The organism is Lachnospira pectinoschiza (assembly GCF_020564355.1).
Lineage (GTDB): Bacteria > Bacillota > Clostridia > Lachnospirales > Lachnospiraceae > Lachnospira > Lachnospira intestinalis.
This window is the reverse complement of the sequence record NZ_JAJCRR010000001.1, coordinates 512,869-534,499: the sequence shown is the minus strand read 5'-3', so window position 1 is coordinate 534,499 and position 21,631 is coordinate 512,869. Positions and strand designations below refer to the sequence as shown.

21 protein-coding genes are annotated in these 21,631 nt (G+C 37.4%); 2 read left to right on the top strand and 19 right to left on the bottom strand.

The genetic code is table 11. The annotated features are described in order from the left end of the window. Positions 1–1,731, bottom strand: coding sequence for a TM1812 family CRISPR-associated protein (locus tag LI288_RS02520; protein WP_227089325.1), 1,731 nt, complete (start codon positions 1,729–1,731; stop codon positions 1–3). A gap of 223 nt (positions 1,732–1,954) precedes the next feature. Here LI288_RS02520 and LI288_RS14760 point away from each other — a divergent pair, with 223 nt between their 5' ends. Beyond that, complete coding sequence (locus tag LI288_RS14760) at positions 1,955–2,389, top strand: hypothetical protein (protein WP_440311440.1); 435 nt, start codon at positions 1,955–1,957, stop codon at positions 2,387–2,389. Positions 2,390–2,685: 296 nt separating this feature from the next. Here the strand turns inward: LI288_RS14760 and LI288_RS02515 are convergent, their stop codons facing one another. The 12 genes from LI288_RS02515 to LI288_RS02460 all read right to left on the bottom strand — a co-directional run bounded on the left by LI288_RS02515 (position 2,686) and on the right by LI288_RS02460 (position 16,501). After that, complete coding sequence (locus LI288_RS02515) at positions 2,686–3,984, bottom strand: AAA family ATPase (RefSeq protein ID WP_227089324.1); 1,299 nt, start codon at positions 3,982–3,984, stop codon at positions 2,686–2,688. 623 nt (positions 3,985–4,607) lie between these two features. Then, positions 4,608–5,387, bottom strand: a complete 780-nt coding sequence (locus tag LI288_RS02510; RefSeq protein ID WP_227089323.1) for an Rpn family recombination-promoting nuclease/putative transposase — start codon at positions 5,385–5,387, stop codon at positions 4,608–4,610. Between the two features lie 198 nt (positions 5,388–5,585). After that, on the bottom strand, positions 5,586–6,242 hold the full coding sequence (locus tag LI288_RS02505) for a hypothetical protein (protein ID WP_227089322.1): 657 nt from the start codon (positions 6,240–6,242) through the stop codon (positions 5,586–5,588). 15 nt (positions 6,243–6,257) lie between these two features. Beyond that, on the bottom strand, positions 6,258–6,686 hold the full coding sequence (locus LI288_RS02500; RefSeq protein ID WP_227089321.1) for a DUF6985 domain-containing protein: 429 nt from the start codon (positions 6,684–6,686) through the stop codon (positions 6,258–6,260). A 41-nt stretch (positions 6,687–6,727) separates the two neighbouring features. Continuing rightward, positions 6,728–7,327 carry an HNH endonuclease gene (locus LI288_RS02495; protein WP_227089320.1) on the bottom strand — a complete coding sequence of 200 codons (600 nt, stop codon included), beginning with the start codon at positions 7,325–7,327 and terminating at the stop codon, positions 6,728–6,730. Between the two features lie 30 nt (positions 7,328–7,357). Beyond that, positions 7,358–10,639: an ATP-binding protein gene (locus LI288_RS02490; protein WP_227089319.1), complete on the bottom strand. Its 3,282-nt coding sequence runs from the start codon at positions 10,637–10,639 to the stop codon at positions 7,358–7,360. 4 nt (positions 10,640–10,643) lie between these two features. Continuing rightward, the gene (locus LI288_RS02485; RefSeq protein WP_227089318.1) at positions 10,644–11,141 is read right to left on the bottom strand and encodes a hypothetical protein; all 498 of its coding nucleotides are present in this window, start codon (positions 11,139–11,141) and stop codon (positions 10,644–10,646) included. After that, on the bottom strand, positions 11,125–11,664 hold the full coding sequence (locus LI288_RS02480) for a hypothetical protein (RefSeq protein WP_227089317.1): 540 nt from the start codon (positions 11,662–11,664) through the stop codon (positions 11,125–11,127). The genes LI288_RS02485 and LI288_RS02480 overlap by 17 nt, the downstream gene beginning before the upstream one ends. 12 nt (positions 11,665–11,676) lie before the next feature. Further along, positions 11,677–13,941, bottom strand: coding sequence for a dynamin family protein (locus LI288_RS02475; protein WP_227089316.1), 2,265 nt, complete (start codon positions 13,939–13,941; stop codon positions 11,677–11,679). A 5-nt stretch (positions 13,942–13,946) separates the two neighbouring features. Continuing rightward, on the bottom strand, positions 13,947–15,260 hold the full coding sequence (locus LI288_RS02470) for a dynamin family protein (protein WP_227089315.1): 1,314 nt from the start codon (positions 15,258–15,260) through the stop codon (positions 13,947–13,949). 35 nt (positions 15,261–15,295) lie between these two features. Beyond that, a complete protein-coding gene (locus tag LI288_RS02465; protein WP_227089314.1) occupies positions 15,296–16,258 on the bottom strand; it encodes a helix-turn-helix transcriptional regulator in 963 nt (320 codons plus the stop codon). Between the two features lie 90 nt (positions 16,259–16,348). Beyond that, positions 16,349–16,501 (bottom strand): hypothetical protein, encoded by a 153-nt coding sequence (locus tag LI288_RS02460; protein WP_227089313.1) that lies wholly within the window; start codon positions 16,499–16,501, stop codon positions 16,349–16,351. Between the two features lie 358 nt (positions 16,502–16,859). On the opposite strand from LI288_RS02460, the gene LI288_RS02455 reads away from it, so the two are divergent. Next, the gene (locus tag LI288_RS02455) at positions 16,860–17,129 is read left to right on the top strand and encodes a helix-turn-helix domain-containing protein (protein ID WP_022432274.1); all 270 of its coding nucleotides are present in this window, start codon (positions 16,860–16,862) and stop codon (positions 17,127–17,129) included. A 137-nt stretch (positions 17,130–17,266) separates the two neighbouring features. Here LI288_RS02455 and LI288_RS02450 read toward each other — a convergent pair whose 3' ends face one another. The 6 genes from LI288_RS02450 to LI288_RS02425 form a co-directional block, all read right to left on the bottom strand. Continuing rightward, on the bottom strand, positions 17,267–18,037 hold the full coding sequence (locus tag LI288_RS02450; protein ID WP_227089312.1) for an SHOCT domain-containing protein: 771 nt from the start codon (positions 18,035–18,037) through the stop codon (positions 17,267–17,269). Between the two features lie 20 nt (positions 18,038–18,057). Then, positions 18,058–18,510, bottom strand: coding sequence for a zinc ribbon domain-containing protein (locus LI288_RS02445; RefSeq protein ID WP_227089311.1), 453 nt, complete (start codon positions 18,508–18,510; stop codon positions 18,058–18,060). Between the two features lie 344 nt (positions 18,511–18,854). Continuing rightward, positions 18,855–19,646, bottom strand: a complete 792-nt coding sequence (locus LI288_RS02440; protein WP_227089310.1) for an RnfABCDGE type electron transport complex subunit B — start codon at positions 19,644–19,646, stop codon at positions 18,855–18,857. Positions 19,647–19,658: 12 nt separating this feature from the next. After that, positions 19,659–20,231, bottom strand: coding sequence for an electron transport complex subunit RsxA (rsxA, locus tag LI288_RS02435; protein WP_022432280.1), 573 nt, complete (start codon positions 20,229–20,231; stop codon positions 19,659–19,661). Between the two features lie 15 nt (positions 20,232–20,246). After that, a complete protein-coding gene (gene rsxE, locus LI288_RS02430) occupies positions 20,247–20,969 on the bottom strand; it encodes an electron transport complex subunit RsxE (protein ID WP_227089309.1) in 723 nt (240 codons plus the stop codon). Then, on the bottom strand, positions 20,962–21,630 hold the full coding sequence (locus LI288_RS02425; RefSeq protein WP_022432282.1) for an RnfABCDGE type electron transport complex subunit G: 669 nt from the start codon (positions 21,628–21,630) through the stop codon (positions 20,962–20,964). The genes rsxE and LI288_RS02425 overlap by 8 nt, the downstream gene beginning before the upstream one ends. Position 21,631 lies beyond the last annotated feature (1 nt).

Below are 21,631 nucleotides of genomic sequence, written 5' to 3'. Positions count from 1 at the left end.
TTACTTCTCCGTTGATTCCTTAACTTCTAATTCCTGTTTAAGTGCATCATACAACAATTTTCTAATTGAATTTACATTTGTTCCTATCTCTATGTCGTATTTCTGCTTCATTACATTCTTAATATCTGTATCCTTATCTGAATTCTTATCACTTGCATGATTTACAAGATTTCTTAATACTTTAACAGCTAAATAATACTTCATTGCATATGCAACCTGCTTTTGTTTATCCTTCTTTCCTGCTAAAATATCATTATCATCCGAAAGCATAATTTCTATTGCTTTCAACTTTTTTTCATATGTAGACACCCCATTCAAAACTTTATTAATATAACCCGGCAATGCGTTAAGATAACCATCTAGCTTTTTTGCTTTTGTATACTCCGGATGCTCTTTCTCCCTCAAACATCCATTATTTCCATAATATTCATTGATATCTGCAATGATATTATTAACAACCTCTTTATACTTGGCATCACACTCGCCTGAGAACATTTTTAAATTATCTAACACATTAGATTTTTGTAACTTATCACTATTGCTTGCAATGTTTGCATATAACTCGCTTTTAAACACTTCCTTATCATCATATTTTTTATATACATTATCATACAGATTCCCATAAAATCCTTTAACTTCTTTTGAGCTATCAGCTTCTGTCAATTCAATGGAATTTAATTTCACCAAATCATTTATTTTTTCATCATTCCATACATTCAAATAGTAAATTGGCATTTTTTCAGTATAAATAGTCAACGCCTGCTGTAACATTCCATTCTCTGCACACCACCATATAAGCTTTGGATACATAAGATACTGCTTTTTATCGTAATCAGCTATCGGCATTTTATCCTTTATAATGCTTAACATTGTTTTAAACATTTGCGAATACAATCCTCCTGCCTTCTCATCTTTCTCGAAAGCATCTATCGCTGCCGTTAAGCCATTATAAGTTTTCTCTAAGTTTGCCAAAGCACAAAGACTAAGCGTTTCTGAAAAATCATTAATAGCATCTATAAGATTATGAATCTTTGGTTCTTTATCTACGTTTATTTTATCATACAGATTTTTTAACTGCCAAGCATTACCTGTATTTACAAACTCACTAACTCCATTAATAAACTCATACATGTTATAAATGTAATCAATATCATAAATCTGACCATTATCTCCGTTCTTCTTTGAATATATAATCTTTTTAAGTTCAACGTCTATAAACTGCAAATATCTTATTATAGAAGTCATCAGAAAACTTACATCTCTAAGTCCACTCGTGTAATCAATATATACCGGTGTCTTTGTATCATTATTAAAAATAAGCTCTGCAAACTTATTACTTATCTGCTGATATATATACAGTGCATAGTCATCAACTTTCTCTGATGACCCTGGTTTAAAATCATAATAAATCGGAATTATCTCAATTTTTTCATCATCTTTCCTTGATTCATTGATAACATCTACATTTTCCTTAATAAAAAGTTCATATGATGTACCTGTTTTTTCTTCCACCTTTTTCTTTTTTGTATATACGTCCTCTGATACAATGCAGAAAATTTTATTAATAGGATTACCATCTTTTTGAGCACATTCAAACAAACAGCTTACCGGAGCATCTGCCGTCTGTATCCCTTTGTATGAAATACCGTCTTTATATTTATAATCTCCCTCTTTAAGATTCTCTCCTTCCTTATAAGTTCCTAAAAATAATAACATAATAGAATTTTTCATATGCACCTCACTGATTTTTATATTTCATAAATCCACTAATTTTTCTTGTATTTCATATTCCTTTAAAACATCATTACCAAGATTACTGTTTTAGCCTTCTTCTAGAATTCTGCTCTTTCAAACCAAAATTGGGAATATCAAATGTTAAATATAAGACGTTTCAATCCCCTTTGGGGTTTCTACTCTTCCAAACTACAGAAGAATTTAAAAAAGCCATCAAAGAGTGGTTGTTTCAATCCCCTTTGGGGTTTCTGTTCTTCCAAACTTATCAGCTGCAGCATGGTCATCGCTTTTAAGTTTCAATCCCCTTTGGGGTTTCTGCTCTTCCAAACAAAGCTGCGATATTATTGCAATTGTTGCACCTATGTTTCAATCCCCTTTGGGGTTTCTGTTCTTCCAAACAAAAAAAGTTATTCCAAATTTAAAGAGAATTATTGTTTCAATCCCCTTTGGGGTTTCTGTTCTTCCAAACAGCATCTCTGCAATCCCAGTGTTTATGCGGGCTAAATTAGCGATTTGCGGGGAAGAATCATTTTTCTGCAATTTTCCCACTGAAATTTCATTAAAAATGTCACTCAGCCCAGTATTCATGCGGTGCGCGGTAAAATTCATTTTTTCTTTTATCGCCTTTATTTATTATAATGGAAATTTCCTGTAAAAACAATAGCAAATCGCAAATACCCTCCGGGTTGTTTCTCTTATCTTTTCATCTACTGCTTTTTCAACCACAAAATTATGATTACAACTTTTCCAAGCTTTCTAAAAATTCAATTGCTTCATATACATTTGAAAAGGTCAGGCATTTTCTTTGTAACCACCGATTTCGCTCATCCATGTCTTCCAACCCCGGCAGCCCCTCCGCCAAGAGTTTTTCTACTGTTCTTCTTGCATTTGTCACTGCACCCGGATAATAATTTTACCCGAAATCTCTGCTGCCAATCTTTTTTCGTGTCATTACTCCACCTCCTCAATTTCCAGATTCGGAGTTGCTCCATATTTTCCTGCCAAGTAACCTTTTCTAATATTGTCAGCTGTCTTTGTAGTAAAATCTGTCACACTATAAAGTTCAGACGAACCGTCCGTTCTTTTTTTATCAGCAAAATATATCTGGTCTTTTCTCATATATTCCAAATTCATAAGTTCTGTATTATGCGTGGTAAAAATAATTTGCGCGCCATGCGGATTGCTTCTCTTACTCTGAAACTTTGCAATGATAAAATAAACAAGCATTGGATGCAGTTCTCTTTCCAACTCATCTACCAACAATACTCCACCTTTGTCAAGGACTGATTCAATCGCCGGAGCAATCGACATCAGTTTTCTTGTTCCGTCCGATTCATCTTCCAATTCCAAATGGTACAATTCGGAATCACCATTTGCATTAATTCCTTTGTGTTTTGCCCTTGCCTTTATCTGACTCATTTTTAATTGACTTTCCGAATTATTCGATGTTTCAGATAATATCTGTACAAATGAGGTTAATGCTGCTTTTATTTCAACAGGGATATTTTCAGAAAATTCAAAATCACTCTCTATTTCTTTATTCTCCACCTCAAACTGCATTTCTTCAATTCCAAAATCCGCTGTCTTAGCATAATCGGAAATCGCTTTGAGCATGTTGCTGTCATCAGAATATTCCAACAGCTGCCTTGGAATATCCGTGTAATCTCTTGAGAAGAAAATATACTCTCTAAACCACTTCATTGCACTCACGCACATAGCATCATTCATTGTACATGCAACAGAAAAAAACAGTTGATTTTCCGCAACTGTTTCACTTATAAGCTTTCTGCGTGCTTTATCCTCAGTAAATGAAAATTCCTGTCCATTTCTAATAAATACCAACGCTTTTTGCCCTTTGGGTGCATGATACAGGGATTCACTTATAATTTTTTCTCTTGTTGCCGCAAATGAATACCAATATTTCACATCATTAACAATATAATCAAACTCAAACTCTGTTGGTTCATTCATGGAATAATCATTCAAAGCAAAAGGTACAACCGGCACTATCGCCTTTTCATGCTGTATTCTCTGTGCATTTCGAATAAACTGAACACCAAGCCAGAACGCTCGGATTACATTACTTTTACCGCCGCCATTTTTTCCATATATTGCAACACCCGGCAATATTTTCATATTTCCGTGTTCAATCAGACAATTTTTAAATGATGCAAGTCCTACTGCTTCCATAGAAAGAATCGCCTCATCTCTAAATGACCTGTAATTTTTAAATCGAAATTCTATCAACATATTATTGCACCTCCAATAATATTATATTTCCTGATTTACATAAATTCAACTAAAATTATTGGTTTTTTTAATTATTTTGCCTTAATATCTATATATTACTCAACTGTGGGATACTTTTTATTGAAATATTGGAATAAACCCTTTGTCCTTGAAATTTACATAAGAGTAACAAAAAACTGTATATATACTATCAAAATTGGATATGCGTTGACTTTAATTCAGAAAAGCTATGTTAAATCCCCTTTGGGGTTTCTGCACTTCCAAACAGGCACCGACACAGACTCCAGCTCCGTCTGAGAGTTTCAATCCCCTTTGGGATTTCTACTCTTCCAAACCGGCAAAACATTCACAGAAAAGCAGATGCACGAAGTGTTTCAATCCCCTTTGGGGTTTCTACTCTTCCAAACTGCATCTCTGCAATCCCAGTATTTATGCGGGCTAAATTAGTGATTTGCGGGGAAGAATCATTTTTCAGAAATATTTCTACTGAAAACCCATTAAAAATGCCCCTCAGCCCAGTATTCATGCGGTGCGCGGTAAAATTCAATTTTTCTTTTATCACCGTTATTTATTATAATGGATTTTTCTTGTAAAAACAATAGCAAATTGCAAATGAAATGCACTTACGCAATATCAACCTCAGCCGCTATCCTCTTCAATTCCTTTGTCGAAAGCTTTACCAGCTGTTCTACACTTTCTATCGGCAGTCCCATTGCAAATGCCCTGCGGGCTGTTTCTTCCTGCGTTTCTTTCGCCTTTTTATTCGCATAATCCTCTACCAGCTTACACATTGTACTTCTCCCCTTTCCTTCTTTATATTCTTTCAACTTTTCACAAACCCTCTGAAAGCGTTCATCCTGCACAGGCTTTGTGCTTTTAAACACTTTCATCAGTCCCGCCGTACTGGATGAATCATCTATCTGTGTATTAACATATACTTCATACAGTCCGTTGTCAACTACATCTTTCGTTTCCCGCAGTGTCCTGTCTACATGATATGTAGTCTTCCCTTTTTTGAAAATGTCAAAACTTGAAATGTATACAACACATAAATCCGGCAAATCGGCATACTTTTTACCCTTTTCCAGCATTGTCGTATCAACGCTTGCCGCATGATAACGCACACGTCTTTGGTGGTCGTCATTATCTTCCTGCTGGACTTCTATATTGTAATTTTTATTATGGGAATCTTTGCATAATACATCAAGAACTACCGAATGACTGTGAATGTGATGCAAATCTTTTTGAACCTGAACGGTTATGACTTCCAAATCTTCTTTCTGCAATATTACTCTCAAAACTTCCTCGCAAAACCCTTTATCCTGCGCTACGACACGAAACAGCGTATCGTCCATAAGACAAAGTCCGTCTACGACCTTCTCCGCCTCCTGCGTAATTTTCAAATACATCCCTCCTCTGTTTGTGTACAATGACACTTAAATATCTAACAATCACGCACATTATTGTTTATATATAATATATAGTGTTATTTGATTATTGTCAATATATTTTACTAATTATTTATAAAATAATTTTCCCGGCAACATACACTGATTGCATATTTTACCGGGAATTTCTACTTTATTTAATTATTTCTGCTTTTATATTAACAGTTCCCATGAATTATCAGGACACTTTGCAGGTGCTCTCAATCCCCATGGTCCCTTTCCGTACTTTGCAAATAATTTATACTCTAATTCTTTGCATTTACTTACCGGACAACACTGCCATGATACCATAACCGAATCCCGATTTTCTTTTGTTACTGACCATAAATCGCCTCTTCTGGCTCTATCATCATAATTCAGATTATAGTATTGTACAAATCGCCACCTTACTCCCTGTCCGTATGCAGCTCTTCCGCACTTCATCACCTGACCGTTTAAGTATAAAATATAAACCCCCGTACAGGAATCAGCCGTTTGAATTGCTTCCGATAAGCTTACATTTTTCCGATATTGATAATCTCTTGGTTTCTTATCTAAACCCGTATTATCCTTCTCCAAATCATAGTCTGTACGTCTTCTTACCGCAGACTGACTTGACTGTGTCCTTTCTTTCATTTCATTTAATTTTCTTTTTGCCTCGGCAACTTTTTTCTTTGATTCAACATCACCATGCTCTTTGTCATATTTATCAATTTTACGTTCTGTAGCACGTATCTTTCTATTAACCTCCCGCTCTACACGTTCCTGTTGAGCGATTGTTGAACTTACGATAGCATCTGACGCAGAACGGACAATATCCCAAATCCCCATATGTATCCCTCCGTTTTATTCATTCATCCAGACAATATCCTGCGGACCTGCAATCATTTTTGTTTCTGTGCATAACACTGCCACGCCATGGTCATCCCACACAGCATCGCAAATAACTGCAAAATCACCCGATTCCATAAACAGAATATGATTAACACTTACGATTTTTCTTATATCATCCGGCATCTGATCAAAATCCAAATATGCGATAATATCATCAGAAATAATTTGTAAATATTCTTCCATCTTTTTGAAACTCATTCTGGAAATCTGTTTTATATCTTCTTTAAAACGACTATACGCATCTCGCTGATTATCATTCGGCTCTTCATCTTTATATGCTGACACACGTATTTTTACGCTTTCCTGTCCCCAAAAATCACAGTCTAATTTTTTTTCCCAGCCATTATTAAACACTAATTCTCCAAAAACTTTGTCATTCATCTACTGCACCTTCTTTCTATGTATTTAAACGGCTCTATTCTTTAAGCTGCGGCATCCCGATTTGCTTTAGCCTCTGATATACCGCCGGAATGTCTGATATTGCCATGGATTTCAGTAGGTACTTTATCCATTGTCTTACAATCAGACCGTTCATGCCAGGTATATTTATTTTCTTTCATCCAGGCTTTGACTTCTTCCTTTGTGCATCCTCTCTGCTCTGCCAGCTTCTCACACGCCTGGTCAAAATTACCTCCTTTTCCGTATCTGTTATCGGTAAAATGGTCAATTTCAACTGTTCCCTTAGCAACCGGTGAAAAATCCGGTTCCCCATTTTTAAATTCTATTCCATCAATACCGTATTTGTCCAGTATTTGTCCCCATGTCAATCCATCCGGATTTGTCAAAGGATTTTTAGGTATCTCATCCCTATTCGGAAACCATTTTGAATTTCCTCTTTCTCCTTCCCAATGCCCGCCATTTCCTTCAATCGGACACCCCTTTACTTCATCCAGTTCCTTTGCTATCGGTTTATCAATATCCTTTTCATCTGTTAATTTGTCCATTGACTGCGCCAGCTTTGAAAGTTCTGATTTGTCAATACCCAGTTTTTCTATTCCACTAAAATCACCAAAAGAAAACATTAAATCCCTCCTTTACTTGAGTATCTCTGATTAAAGTACACTTTTGTTTCTAAGATGCGTAATCCATGCTGCATAAATGTCTCTGCTTTCTTTATTATCCACAGATTCATTTTTCATCAGACACTGTGAAGCTGCTAAAGCAAATGACCTTGGTAAGTCCTCGGTTTCTTCTGCAATATACTTCATCAGACGATTGGTTAATTCATCATAATCCTGCGAACATTCAATAGCTGACTTTGTTTTTAATGCACCATCGAGAATTTCTGTTACTACACCGGAAAGCTCTTCAAAATTATCATCTTTCCACATTGGCAAATCTTCTGTTTTTTTGCATGTATTTAATAATTTACGCAATACCAGTTTATTTTTCACCGCAATGTCCGCATCATTTAAAAGTTCAATTACTTCATCAATGTCGTTGTCTACCGGGTCATTCACGCGGTATTTTAAAAGCAGCTCCAATATTTTTGTTTTAAATAATGCCGTGGCATTTTCTTCTGTTCCTTCAAAAACATACTGGTATCTGCCTTCTTCACCTCTGAACTTCTGAATACTGCAAAGCACCGGTTCAACCCAGTCATTTTGATATACTACCGCTACACCTTTCGGAAGTTTTGCGATTTCGTCAAGCTGCTCATCTTTAAGTCCTGCTGATTTTCCTGCCATGCGCCTGTCCTGTTCGTCCGGAAGCCGCATAATAATCTTTGTATTTGTATTTCGGATTGCAGAAATATCAACTGCACTCGGTGACTGATCTACAATAATAAATCCTTCGCCATATGTTCTCATTTCAGCAATCGCATTTGAAATCATCTCAACCGATTTTCCTGCTACATTTGCTCCCTCTGAATTCTGTTCCGTAGATACTTTCTTTAAAATATTATGTGCTTCTTCCAAAATTGTCACATGTTTAAGCGGCTGATTCATTTCATAATTACTGGTCATTCTGTATTCGCTTAATCTCATAATCAGTATACCCATAATTAATGATTTTGTTTCCATTGAACCGATTCTACTCAAATCAATAATCGTTTTTTTATCAAACAATATTTTATTATCAATTTCTTTCGCCGCAAAAATCTGTCCATTAAGACCATTTGTAAGAGATTTTACTCTTGTTACAAGCGATCCCATATAATTGCTCTTAACTTCTTCCGAATAAGCCGAATTTTTTATTACATCTACCAATTCTGCTAATAAATCCTGAAATGTCGGATATAAATCATCTGAATACATATTTTCAGAATTAACCAGATTCCAGCCACATACCCTGTATGCCTGAAGCAGTGCATCCTTTAACACTGCCGGCATTGCTGCATACATAGGCCAGCATACATTAAATATTTCCACCAGCCTGTCAATGTGTTCCAAAATATGAATTCCTTTCGGGAACTTAAACGGATTAATTTTCAGAAGTGGTTCATAATATGGATTTGTTCCATATACATTTACATCTGGCAGTAATCCGAAAACATTTTTATACTCTCCTTTTGCCGGTTCTATTATTAAATAATTTTTGCCATTTGCATCAAGCTGTCTTGCAAGTTCATAAACGGTATTACTTTTACCTGAACCGGTAGACCCCGTAATAAATGTGTGCATTGATAACGTATTAATATCCAGCCTTACCGCATTCTCACTTGTACTCCCCATATTAAAGACTTTACCCAGATTTATGCTGGCGCCTTTTGAAGCTCGTCCGTAAGTTACAACTTCTTTTCCAAAATCCGCATGTTCAATAACCGGCAGACCACACACCGAACGTCTTGGCAGCCCCATGTGAATTGCCAGTTCGCTGCCACTTACCAAAGAACACGGCGTTACTTCTATATTACCGGCTGTTCCTTCATATCTAAAAACAGGATGAATAAAATTCGTAACATACTGACCTATTTGCTTGGTTATTTCTTTTTCCGACTTTCCCCATGAATTGACTGCCGATATTTCAACGCCCGAATTCTCGCCTCTCATTAACGCTTTGTAAGTTGAAGCGGCGACTTCTGCCGCGTACTGATTTTCTGAAAGAAAATATGCTGCACACTCATACATGCCTAAACTTTCAAATTCATCAATTCGCTTTAACTGTTTATCAATTCTTTCTAACATTGTTTCAACCGACTTATCATGAAGCGTTAATGTCATTCCTTCCGACATACCGTTTGTGTAGCCTTCCGATTTAGATGTTCCGTAATTAACACCCTCTGTAATACCGTCACTAACTCCGGATACTTTTGCAATACTATGAGAAATTGATTCATTAACCGTTGTTGAATTGGATACTGTTTTTTGCACAGCATTTCCAAGCAGTCCTACACCGCCTGCTACAACTCCGCCAACCGCAAGACTCATACCACCTGTAAGCGGTCCCAATGCCGCCCCGATAATAGAAGCCGCAGAAGAAATTCCCTTGAGCGTTTTCCCCGCAACACTTTCTTTTGATTCTCCATTCGTAATACTGCTTCCACTGCTGGTTGTTTCCGTTTCAGATTCAGAAGAATTGGTTGTATGTGAAGTTGAACGACTTTTCCCTTCCGTTTCAGTAAAAGTATAATTAACGGTTTTATTCCCCATATAATTTACCTGGGTTGTTGCAAACGGCGACATCTGGGTATATACACTTTCATATCCTTTACGCAGTTCTCTTAATTGATCCGATGTAGTACCATTTGCAATGATTATTCCGGTATACTTTTCACCCTGCATTGAAAGCACCAGTTTTTCCAGACCTTGAACAAAATTTTTATTGGATTCAATCGTATGTGCCTTACTATTTGCCACACATGAAACGGAAGATATGCTATTTGCCTGTATCTTTTCTAAAATACTCTCCATTTCTTCTATTGTATAATCCGTAGTTTTAATACCCGGAAACTGTCCCTTCATCGCATTTTCAACTGTATCACGCAATGAACTTGTCGTTCTTTCCGAATCCAGAGAGCGGACTCCCATATAAAAATCCGTTTTTATGCCGTCACTGTCAATAATAACAAAAACCGCACTTTCCGTTGTTGCCAGTGAATTAAATACACTGGCAAATTTATATGTAGCAAACTCTTCTTTCTCATAAACCATTTCGGTAATCTTGAAAAAAAGCACATTGTTCTTAATATTATTTTCAAGAATATCTTTTGACAATGGCACAACCGGCATTTTTGTCAGATTTCCTATATAATTTTTAAGAACAACATCATCAACAACCTGCAACGCAGCCTGATACCCATTTACTATATTATGATACTTTACATTCGCTGCTCTTTGCTGTCCATTCGTTATTGCCGTTTTTACATCCGATAAATCGGCATTATTATTCATCTAATCACCCCTTATCCGTAACAATCATGCCTACACCAACTGCTGCAACTACCACACCACCTGCTATCAGTGCACCCGACTGAACGCAGATTCCCGCAACTGCCGCAACTGCTCCAACTGCTGTCACACCGGTTCCAACCTGTTTTCTTGTAATCTGATAACTCTGCTCTGAATCTGCCTGTGTTTTAATCTTCTCTGCCTTATCTCTGTATAAAAATCTGACCATATTCCGCAGCAATTCAACCCGCTCTTTAGAAAAATTGCCAACAACCACTACCATCTGATTGTTTAAATATGCCTCATTCCACTCTGTGCGGTCATATTTTAACGTTTCATCGTCATGCTCATCATATAAATCATTCATTTTTGATGACGCGTACTTTAACATCTCATCAAATTTCTCCATAGTCGGGTCAACCAGCATGATGTCCTTTAACATAATCCTCACGCGTGTTCTATTCCCATTATTAACAGCTTCCATAAATTCACTTGTTATTGCCATTTTTGCACCTACTTCCCGTTATTTTGTCACAATGTTCTATAATACTCTTTGCAGCCTTTCTAATTTTATCAATGTCTTTATTATTCATACATTTTTTTTTATCAATTAGTGCTACAACATTTAAAATATCTTTACTGTTATTAGTTATTCCCTTGCATTCTTGTTGTACTTTACCTGCCTGCCTAATAACAAACTGCTTTTCTTTAGCCAGAGGTAACTTTTTTTCCACTTTCCGAGGATACATCGTACTAATCATTTTCTTCAGGTGATTCACCCTCTTATGGCTGAAATTATTAACTAACCCTGCAAGAATTACATCAAACTCCTGCGGGTCATCTGACAATATTTCATCGTCTTCCTCATCTTTGACCCAAAAATCCATTAATTTTGATTCAGCATATCTAAGCATTTCATCAAACTGATTAAAAGATGTATCTACAAGCAAACTGTCTTTTAACATGATTTTCGTTTTAAGATTGTTATTTTGCAATACAGCCTGCTTAAATTCCTGCGTTACAGCCATTAAAACATCTCCTTAAATTTCAAGTATTCCATTTACCTTGTTCTGAATTTTTTCCAGCCAGTCAAGTCTTTCCTGTGTTTCCTTAATTCTTGCTTCAATATTTTCATTATCTTTAGCACATACTTCCAGTTCTTTTAACTTTGACTGTAATACAGCATCAAGTTCATCGAATTTCTTTGCAAATTCTTTCTTTATTAACGCTGTCTGTTTCTTTGCATACTCAACGGCACTTTCGCTGTTTTCATACAGTAATTCCTGAATCGGAGCAAAAAACTTCTGAGCCAGTTCGGTTCCGTCTACATATTCCTTATCCTCATAAATTTCTTTATAATGTCCTTTTTCCTGAAACCATGTCCATGGCTTATACCATTTTCTGTCTTCATTCTCAATCCACTCCTCTCCTACTTTCACTCTTTCCGATTTTGTCATTTTAGAAATCAATGCACTTGTGTCTGATATAATATCTCCCTGCATTAATTCAAACGGATTCAGCTCAACACTACCGACTTTCACATCCTGTGCTAATTCAGCAATCTTTTTCTTATACTGTTCAAGAAGGTCCTCTGCATTTTTTTTAACATGATTGGATATTAAATTTTCCAGCTTGACCTGTACCTCAGCCTGCAATCCCTCTGCAAATTTTGCAAATACCTGACAAATACTCTCTGCATCCCGTTTTGACAGCTTTGCATCTGTTGATGACAACTGTTTGGTGATTTTTTTCTGTGCAGCAACAATTACACTTTGAGCAAGCTTACTTATTTCTTTATCATAATTAATCTGCTCAATCTGGGTCTTGAACTTTTTCGCATCTTCTCCGCTTGCCAGTTTTTTCTTAATCACATCAATCTGAGCCAGTATTTCTTTCTGTTCATCTCGGTTTGTGGCAATTTCCTGTTTTGTTTTTTCAAATGACTGTGTACTTTCGAGTTTTTTGATAAATGTATCTACAATATTTTTTATCTTAGCTGTTTTTGCATATTTTTGTACATACATTCTAATTGCCGCTTCAATAGGAACTATTCCTGCATGAATAAGTGCCTGCTGATTATCATCTCCTTCGGCAACCGCTTTTGCAAGCATATCCTCCACTTCCCCCCGCATTGACGGTGTTAATGGGGCATATTTTTCAAAGTGCATTTCTTCATTCCGGTTAAATTTACGTACTTTACCTTTTGCTTCATACACATCATCATCATTGTCATCATCACTGTTTGCCAGTATTGTGCGAATATTAAGTGCTGTCAAAGCAGATGCCGGATAAATATTCGGATTTTCAATTCCGTTGTCCTTCAAATAATCCCTGACTTTTGTAATTGCCGCTTCAACACTGTCCTCGCCTTTTTTAAAATCGTCCAGCTTATTAACAACGAAAATAAATCTGTCTCTTGACTGTTTTCCACCGACTTTCATGCTTTCTGCTACATGACTGAGTAAATTATAATCATCATTCACCGCTAACTGTGTTGCATTCATAATATAAAGCACAAGAGGCTTTGAAGATTCTGATAACATTCTGTAAGTTGCCGCCTTATGTTCAGGATCCCTTGAATTATTCGGACCCGGAGTGTCAACTAACACCAGTGATACATCATCAGCGGTAACAAATGGTATATTCCCTTCCACCTGAATTCTGGATACACTTGGATTAGCGTTCAACTGTTCCATTGTCTCGTATGTAAGCTCTGCATGCGTCTGAATCAATGTTCCATCTTTATCATATACCTTTGCCATAAAACAGTCTGCATCATTATCTTTAATCTTTGTTATTGTTGCCGTACAAGCCTCCTGCTTTGCCGGCATAAGTTTCTGTCTCAATAGTGAATTAATCAGTGTTGATTTTCCCGCACTCATTGTTGCAACCACATTTACCTCAAAATCTTTGCTTTTTGCCAAATCAAAAGCCTTTATAACATCCGGCTGTCGAAGTTCATTAAAAGGTCCGTTTTGAATCTCATCAAATACTTCCTGAATTGCTACTTCTTTATCTCCTATTTCCTTTGCCGGAATATGTTCCAATTCAATATGGATTCCTTTTGCTTCTGCCTCTTTAGCCATTGCTTCCATATCTTCATAATCCGGTGTTGTTCCATGGAATGTAATCTTAAAATCTTTTGTATTACATTCTTCAAATAATAAATCAGGCAGACTTTCGACCCATTCCTGAAGACGTCTATCTTCAAAATTTAATTTGCTGTTCTTTTTTAATTTCTGTCCATCAATAGTGATTTCCGTAACAAGCTGATACGGATTATACTTAATAAAAATTTCTTTCATTTGTTTTACCTCTCTTCGTAAAGCATTTTTTCAAGCGACAAAATCCCCGAATGTAACAATAATTGATGATTTTTATTATCAGAAACATCTTTTATATGATATTTTTCAGGATAATATGTATCAAACTTATATTCATCCTTACTAAGTTTTCTATACAATCGTTCTAATTCATCCTGTTCATCATCATTCAGTTCTTCCTGAAACATATTCATCTTTGCAAGATATGCCGCATACGCAGATACCGGACATATTACAGGATTCTTAAAACCTATGCCCTTTAAATCCTTATAAACCGCTTTTATTGTTTGTGGAACAGAATCATCTTTTCGATACCTGTCCAGCTTATTTATTACAAAAATAATTTTTCCATGATAATTCTTTGCAACAAATTCTAAGTGCCTTCTATCGTCATTTGTTCCGATGTTCTCACCATTTAATACATACATCAATAAATCATATTGATTTTCTACTATGTCTTTTTCACTAATATCCCTATGTACTCTATCCTGTGACGAATTAACCCCCGGTGTATCTATAAAGCAGATTGGGATATCCACATTTTCAATACTCCTGAACCTTGTACCCACTCTGATTTCATTGCTTGTATTGCCCCCATTGTCATCCATAAGTATCTGAAGTGTTGCATCTAACTCCAATTCATAGTCATATTCATATGTCAATGTATCTTCAAATGCCTTATTTAATAAATAGTGTGTTTTTGCAGTACATGCATCATTCTGGGTTTTATTCACCTTCTTTCCAATAATTGAATTTAGTAATGTTGATTTTCCGGCACTCATATTTGCTGTTACCAAAATATTTTTTATCCTTCTATCAACAAATTTTCGGTTCACCTTAATACACTCTGTCATATAATCTATCTGACTGATTTTTACTGCATTATTGCTTTTACCGGTTACTGTTTTATACAGCATCTCTAAATTTTTCCAATACCTTTTGTCATACATTTTTAATATTTCCAAATATATCTGCTCTGATTTCTTCTCATCAAAAAAAGCACATATAAACAGCGTATCTACCAGTAAACAATATCTGTATGTAAAGAATTTACATTTTTTCTTCTTTGTTCCTTTTGCTGTTTTTTCCGGCTTCCCATCTTTGTAATCATATAATTTTGGTTGTTCGAGCAGCCTTTTTTTATATAATTCCAACACACTGCGAGAGTATTTATCACTTGGAGAATATTTCCTTACGAAATAATCCAATAGATTTATATAGTTCTTCTTGTACTTCTCACTTTCTGTCATAATTGGATGTTTTATTACATATTGGGAAATCTGTAATAATTTTTCCTGCATTAAATTCCTCCTGTATTCTATAATGTATCTTTTCTTTAGCGATACCCCTCCATCATCTTTTCTACCTCCTGCTTCATCTCATCCACAAATGACTGCGGTGACAACACTTTCACCCAGCTGCCCTGACTTAACAGTGTCATTTTAATTCCTGTTCCGTACACCACCGTTGCCTGAATCGTCACCTTATCTTTTTCCCTTTTGATGACTTTCGATTTTGGAATACGGTCTAAAATAGCCTGTACAGAAGGCCCTGTAAATTCAAACTCAATCTGCTGTTCCTTGCCCGGCCACATATACTGGATTTCATTTTTTAATTTGCCTTCATCAAAACGTTTGTCATATTCCATATCAAAATGTGTCCGGTGTTTTATCATATCCGTAATGCGGTCAACACGGTAATACCGGTCTTTCCATTCTCCGTCTATCTCGTGTACGGCAATCAGATAAAAGTAATATTCGCTGAATACAATCGCCAATGGACGAACTCTTCTGTCAATTCTGGATTTGTCCATCTTGTAATATGTAATTGTGATTTCCTGCTTATCATCAATCACCTCTGCCAGCGCATACAGATTATCAATTAAATCATTGCACAGCGTTGCTACTGGTTTATAATGATACAGTTCTTTCTTTACCAGTTCCTGCAATCTCTTTTTATCTTTTGTTGAAGCAAATTCTTCGAGTTTAGCAACCAGTTGTTTCATCTTATCCTGTGGAAATGCTCTTGTTGCAATCAGTATTTTGGTAATTGCCAGCATCTCCCCATTGGTTAAAAACTTTTCTGCTTCAAAATACATTTTCTGTGAAGAACGATCAAACTTTACTTCTTCCCTGCCCACAGAATATCCGTATTCTGCCATAAAATTTTTTATTTCACTGATATCACGCTGGATACTCTTTTCTGACACTTCATACTCCGCCGCGAGGTCTTTTACAGCCATATGTTCGCCACTCATAAATCTATAAAAGATTTCCATAATCCGGTTTCTTTTATTCATTGTAATGTACCTCTTTCCTTTATTTTTTGTAAGTACATCGTAGCATATAAAAATGACACACGTCTGTCCGTGTATTGTTTTTACGTATTATTATTCCTTATGTATCTCCACCTTCTTCCACCCGCACATCGTACACTTCCCCGTAATCCGGCTTAACTTTGCGCCGCAGTGTGGGCAGATATGCGTATTGGCGACCCTGCTTATTACAGAATCGCCATTACTGTTCACTTTTTGCTTCTTCATTTCATTCCCCCTTTTATTATCGCAACAAATTGCCAACGCTTTTAAATATGTACTTTTTCATATATTTTCCTGTCAAAAAGCTCTTTTCATTATTTCCTTTTAACAACTCTTTGCTGCTTTTATCAAACAATATGTTGCTTTTATTTTACTACTGTACGAATGGTTTTTGCAATTCCTATTCAAACACATTTCATACGATTGATATTCCCCTGTAAATTTTTTAATCGTATAAACCACAGCATAGAGCATATATACACCCTTATTAAAATATACCACACATACAAGAATCTGACAATAATATCCCAATCAAAATATAATAATAAGTTGGAGTAATATAATTTAATCAGGAGGTGTTGGCATGCCGAAAAAAGAAAATCCTTTGCGACAGCTTCCTGCCAGTTCAGACGAGTATGGTACTTTTAAGATTCATCTGGCAGAACTGATGGAACAGCGCGGCGTTTCCATGAACCAGCTTTCCTTCCGGACGGAGATGCAGCGCACGCAGCTTCGCAATTACCGGGATGAAAAGGTTCAGCGGCTTGATATTGATATTCTGAAACGTCTTTGTTATGTACTCGAATGTGATTTGAACGAACTCATCGAATACATTCCGCCAAAAGAAATCTAATCTCTTGTCTGTGATTTATACTTGACCTTACAATACCATATGCACCGGACAACTGTTTGTCCGTGTAATCCAAAAAGGTAGTTTTTGTATCCAAAATGATTACAAAAACTACCTCTTTTTCTGTCAGACTGCATTTTCTACAGCTTCGCCAGCAGTTCCGACTTCTTCTGCTGATATTCTTCTTCGCTTAAAATGCCTTTTTCCTTTAATCCGGCAAGTTTTTCAATCTGCTCAAGAATTACATCACCGTTTGCTGCCTGCGTTTCTCCTGCCTGCACGCCGGACATCTGCTGTCCCTGCATATTCTGTGCCGCAGTACGGTTTCCTGCAAATTTCTTTAAAATGCCGTTCTGACGTAAAACGTCCATAAATTCCACACATTTTTTTGCCTGACCGTAAATACTGATTCCCGTCAGCATTTCCAGCCGGATAAACTGCTCATTGCCGTCCGAATCTTCATATTCGATTTCAATGTTGTTTTTCTGCTCCATCGCTTTCATATCCGAATCGCTGGAACTGAGCAGCCACTCTGTATTGCTGATTTTACGCTCTACAATTTCAAGTGACTTGATTTTGGCATATGGAATCGCCATTTCTTCAAAACAGTCATTTGTGCCGATGGTTGGTTTTAAATAAAAGCACTCCTCCATAATATTCAATCCGATTTCTCCGGACTGCTGTTTCGGATATTTGGCAAGTCCGCCTTTATAAGCGACACCGTAGCGCATGATTGCGCCCTCAACCGGCTGTTTCATTTTCTTTGTTTCTTCACTGAATTTTTTCATTTCGCCTGCTGACTCTGCAAATGAACCTGCCACTTTGCCTGTAATATTCTTTGTCGCATTTTTTGTTGTATTGATGGCATCTGCCAGTTTATCCGAATCAAATACTCCGCTGAAAAATCCCATGGTCTTTTCCCCTTTCATCTTTAATAATAATCGTTGTACATCGATTCAACTTCCCTGTATGTATCCGTAACAATCCAGCGATAACTTCCAATAACCGCCATCAACGGAAGAATTGCAACCACCAGAAACATCAGCCCCATGCCTTTAAAATTTTCTTTAGAAAGGCACTTCTTTGCAAAAGGCACAATTGTTTCCGGGCGGAATTCGGGGTCTTTTCTCAGTTCATTGAATGACAGTGCAAATGCAATCAGATAAATAATCATACCGACCAATGCACTTACCTCAAACATAATAAAGATTCCCACCAACGTGATAATCACACTGGTAATGGCTATCGCCTGATTATCCCTTTTGACTTCCGTACTGTCTTTCTTTTTCGGTTTTGCCGCCTGCGGCGTAATAACCGCACCGCAGTGCGTACACACATTCAAACCATCTGCTACATTTCCCTTACACTTTGGACAAATTTTCATATTCCTCTCCATTCCGCAGGCATTTTCTAATGCCGGAGGAATCGCGAGCCAAATATCAGATTTTGCTCTGCGATAAAGACAGATTTGTGATGCCTGCGGCACAAATCTGCTGTGTGAAAAATCTTAGATTTAAGGATTTTCACACTTCTCTCCATTCCGCAGGCTTTTTAATGCCTGCTGCTGTTTTTTTCGTGCTGTTTTCCGGACGTCCGAATCGTCTTTCCTTGAATTCTTTTGTATTCTATCACAGCACCCCGTCAGCATTTTGTCCGTGTAAAATAAAAAATCGGCAGGATACTTAAAATATCCTGCCGGTTTTTACCATATTAAAATATTAATTCACATTAGTGCATATGAATAATCTTCTTCGGGCACTTTTCGGCACATTTGCCGCAGCCTGTACATTTTTCATAATCAATGTGTGCAATGTTGTTTTCAACGGTGATTGCACCGAATTCACACTGCTTTGTACAAAGCATACATCCGATACAGCCTGTTGAACATACTGGCATTACATCTTTACCCTTATCCTTGGAAGCACACTTTACAGTATACTTGCTTTCGTACGGAATGAGTTCAATTAAATGTCTAGGACATGTTGCAACACACTTACCGCATGCCTTACATTTTTCCTTATCGACTACCGCAATACCGTTTACAACGTGGATTGCATCAAACGGACACGCCTTGACACAAGAACCGTATCCCATACAGCCGTATGTACATGCCTTTGAACCGCCGTTTGGCGCAAATGGCATTACCGTACATTCTTCTACGCCGGAATACTTGTAATTTTCCTTTGCCTTTTCGCAGTCACCCGCACATTTTACAAATGCTGTCATTCTGGTAGATTCACCAACCTCAGCACCCATAATTGCCGCAATCTTTTCGGCAACCGGTTCACCACCGACCGGACAGGCACCTACCGGTGCTTCTCCTGCTGCGATTGCCTTTGCAAGGGCATCACAGCCTGCGTAACCGCAGCCGCCGCAGTTATTACCCGGAAGTTCTGCTCTGACATCAATTTCTTTCTGGTCTACTTCTACTGCAAACTTCTTACCCATTACACCGAGGAAAAGTCCCAGTATCAGACCTGTAAGGCTGACAACTACAGCTGCTATAATAATACCTGTCATTTTCTTTTCCTCCTATAAGATTCCTGCGAATCCAAAGAATGCAATAGACATCAGGCCTGCTGTTAATAATACAATCGGCATACCCTGAAAACTCTCTGGAACATCATTAAATTCAATTCTTTCACGAATACCTGCCATGATGACAATTGCAATCGTAAAACCTACTGCTGTACCGAAACCAGCTACAACAGATTCAATGAAATTGTAACCGTTCTGTACATTTGTTAAAGCAATACCCAGTACGGCACAGTTTGTTGTAATTAAAGGAAGGTATACACCAAGTGCTTCATAAAGCGCCGGAGAAGTCTTCTTTAAGAACATTTCTACAAACTGAACAAGTGCTGCGATAACAAGAATGAACACGATTGTATTCAGATATGTTAAATCGAGCGGTACTAAGATAAAATCGTAAATCAAGCTGCAGATAGCTGATGAAATTGTGATAACACCGATAACGGCACCACCCATGCCTGCGGCTGTGTTAATCTTTTTTGATACACCAAGGAAAGGACACAGACCGAGGAACTGGCTTAATACAACGTTATTAACCAGTGCAGCACCAATCGCAATAATTAATAAATTCATATTTTCTTTCCTCCCTTATGCCTGCTTCTTTTCTTCTGCAAATGCCTTGCCGCCGCACATTGTGTTGGCGCAGGAATCACAGCTGCCGTCTTTTGAGCAGTAATCCGGTACCTGTGCCGGTTCCATGCCGTGCTTTGCCTTAATCTTGTTCATAATCGCAATACACATTGCCAGTACGAAGAAGGCACCCGGTGCAAGGATAAAGATACTTGCCGGTGTATACACGCTTTCAGGAATTGTAACAAGTGCTGAGCTGCCTGTGCTTAAAATGGTTCCGGCACCAATCAGCTCTCTGACAGCACCAAGAATTGTAATCGCACAGGTAAAACCAAGTCCCATGCCGAGTCCGTCAAATGCAGACGGCAGAACCGGATTTTTAGAAGCGTAAGCTTCCGCACGTCCTAAAATAATACAGTTTACAACAATCAAAGGAATATAAATTCCCAGTGAATCATAAAGGGATGGCAGATAGCCCTGCATTAAGAACTGTACCATTGTTACAAATGAAGCAACGATAACGATAAATGCCGGCATTCTGACACCGTCCGGAATTATTTTTCTAAGTAATGAAATCATAAGGTTTGACATTACCAGTACGACAGTAGAGGAAAGTCCCATACCGATACCGTTAATTGCCGATGTTGTAACGGCAAGTGTCGGACACATGCCCAGTGTTAAAACAAATGTCGGATTTTCTTTAATCAAACCATTATAAAGTCTTTCAACGCATTTATTCAACTGAAACACCTCCTACTGTTACAGCTTTTGCTGCATAAATTTCTTTGTAAGCAATTAAAGCGGAGTTGACACCACGTAAAACTGCCTTTGATGTTACAGTAGAACCACTGATTGCATCAATCTTTTCATCTCCTGCGGCAGCACCGGAACCATCCTTTACAAGTACGAACTTGTCTGTATTGGCACTCTTAAACTGCGCGAGGAAATCCGGGCTTGTCTTTACACGCATACCAAGACCGGCTGTTTCTGAAATCGACAGAATTGATGTTCCGAGGTATGTACCGTCCGCACCGACGCCGACAGAAAACTTAATATCTCCGCCGTAGCCGTCACCTGCTACAACTGTTACAACAAGACCGATAACCTTACCGTCCTTGACACCTGCAACAACCTCTGTGATTTCATCTGCTGTGTAATTTTCAGCATCTGCCTGTAAGGCAGCTGCAAATGTTGCTGTAATATTGGCTTCTGAATAAGCATCGCCGCTTAATGCTTCAAAGCTGTCGGCATCTGCCATAACTTCTTTATAAGCTTCCTGCTTTGCCTTTTCATTCTGTGCCGCAATCGGGTCTTTGGTAATGTCATAGACAAAACCGAGAAGCACTCCTGCTACCAGCGTAATTGCAAACAGAATTAACGCATCTTTTACAATTTTATTCATA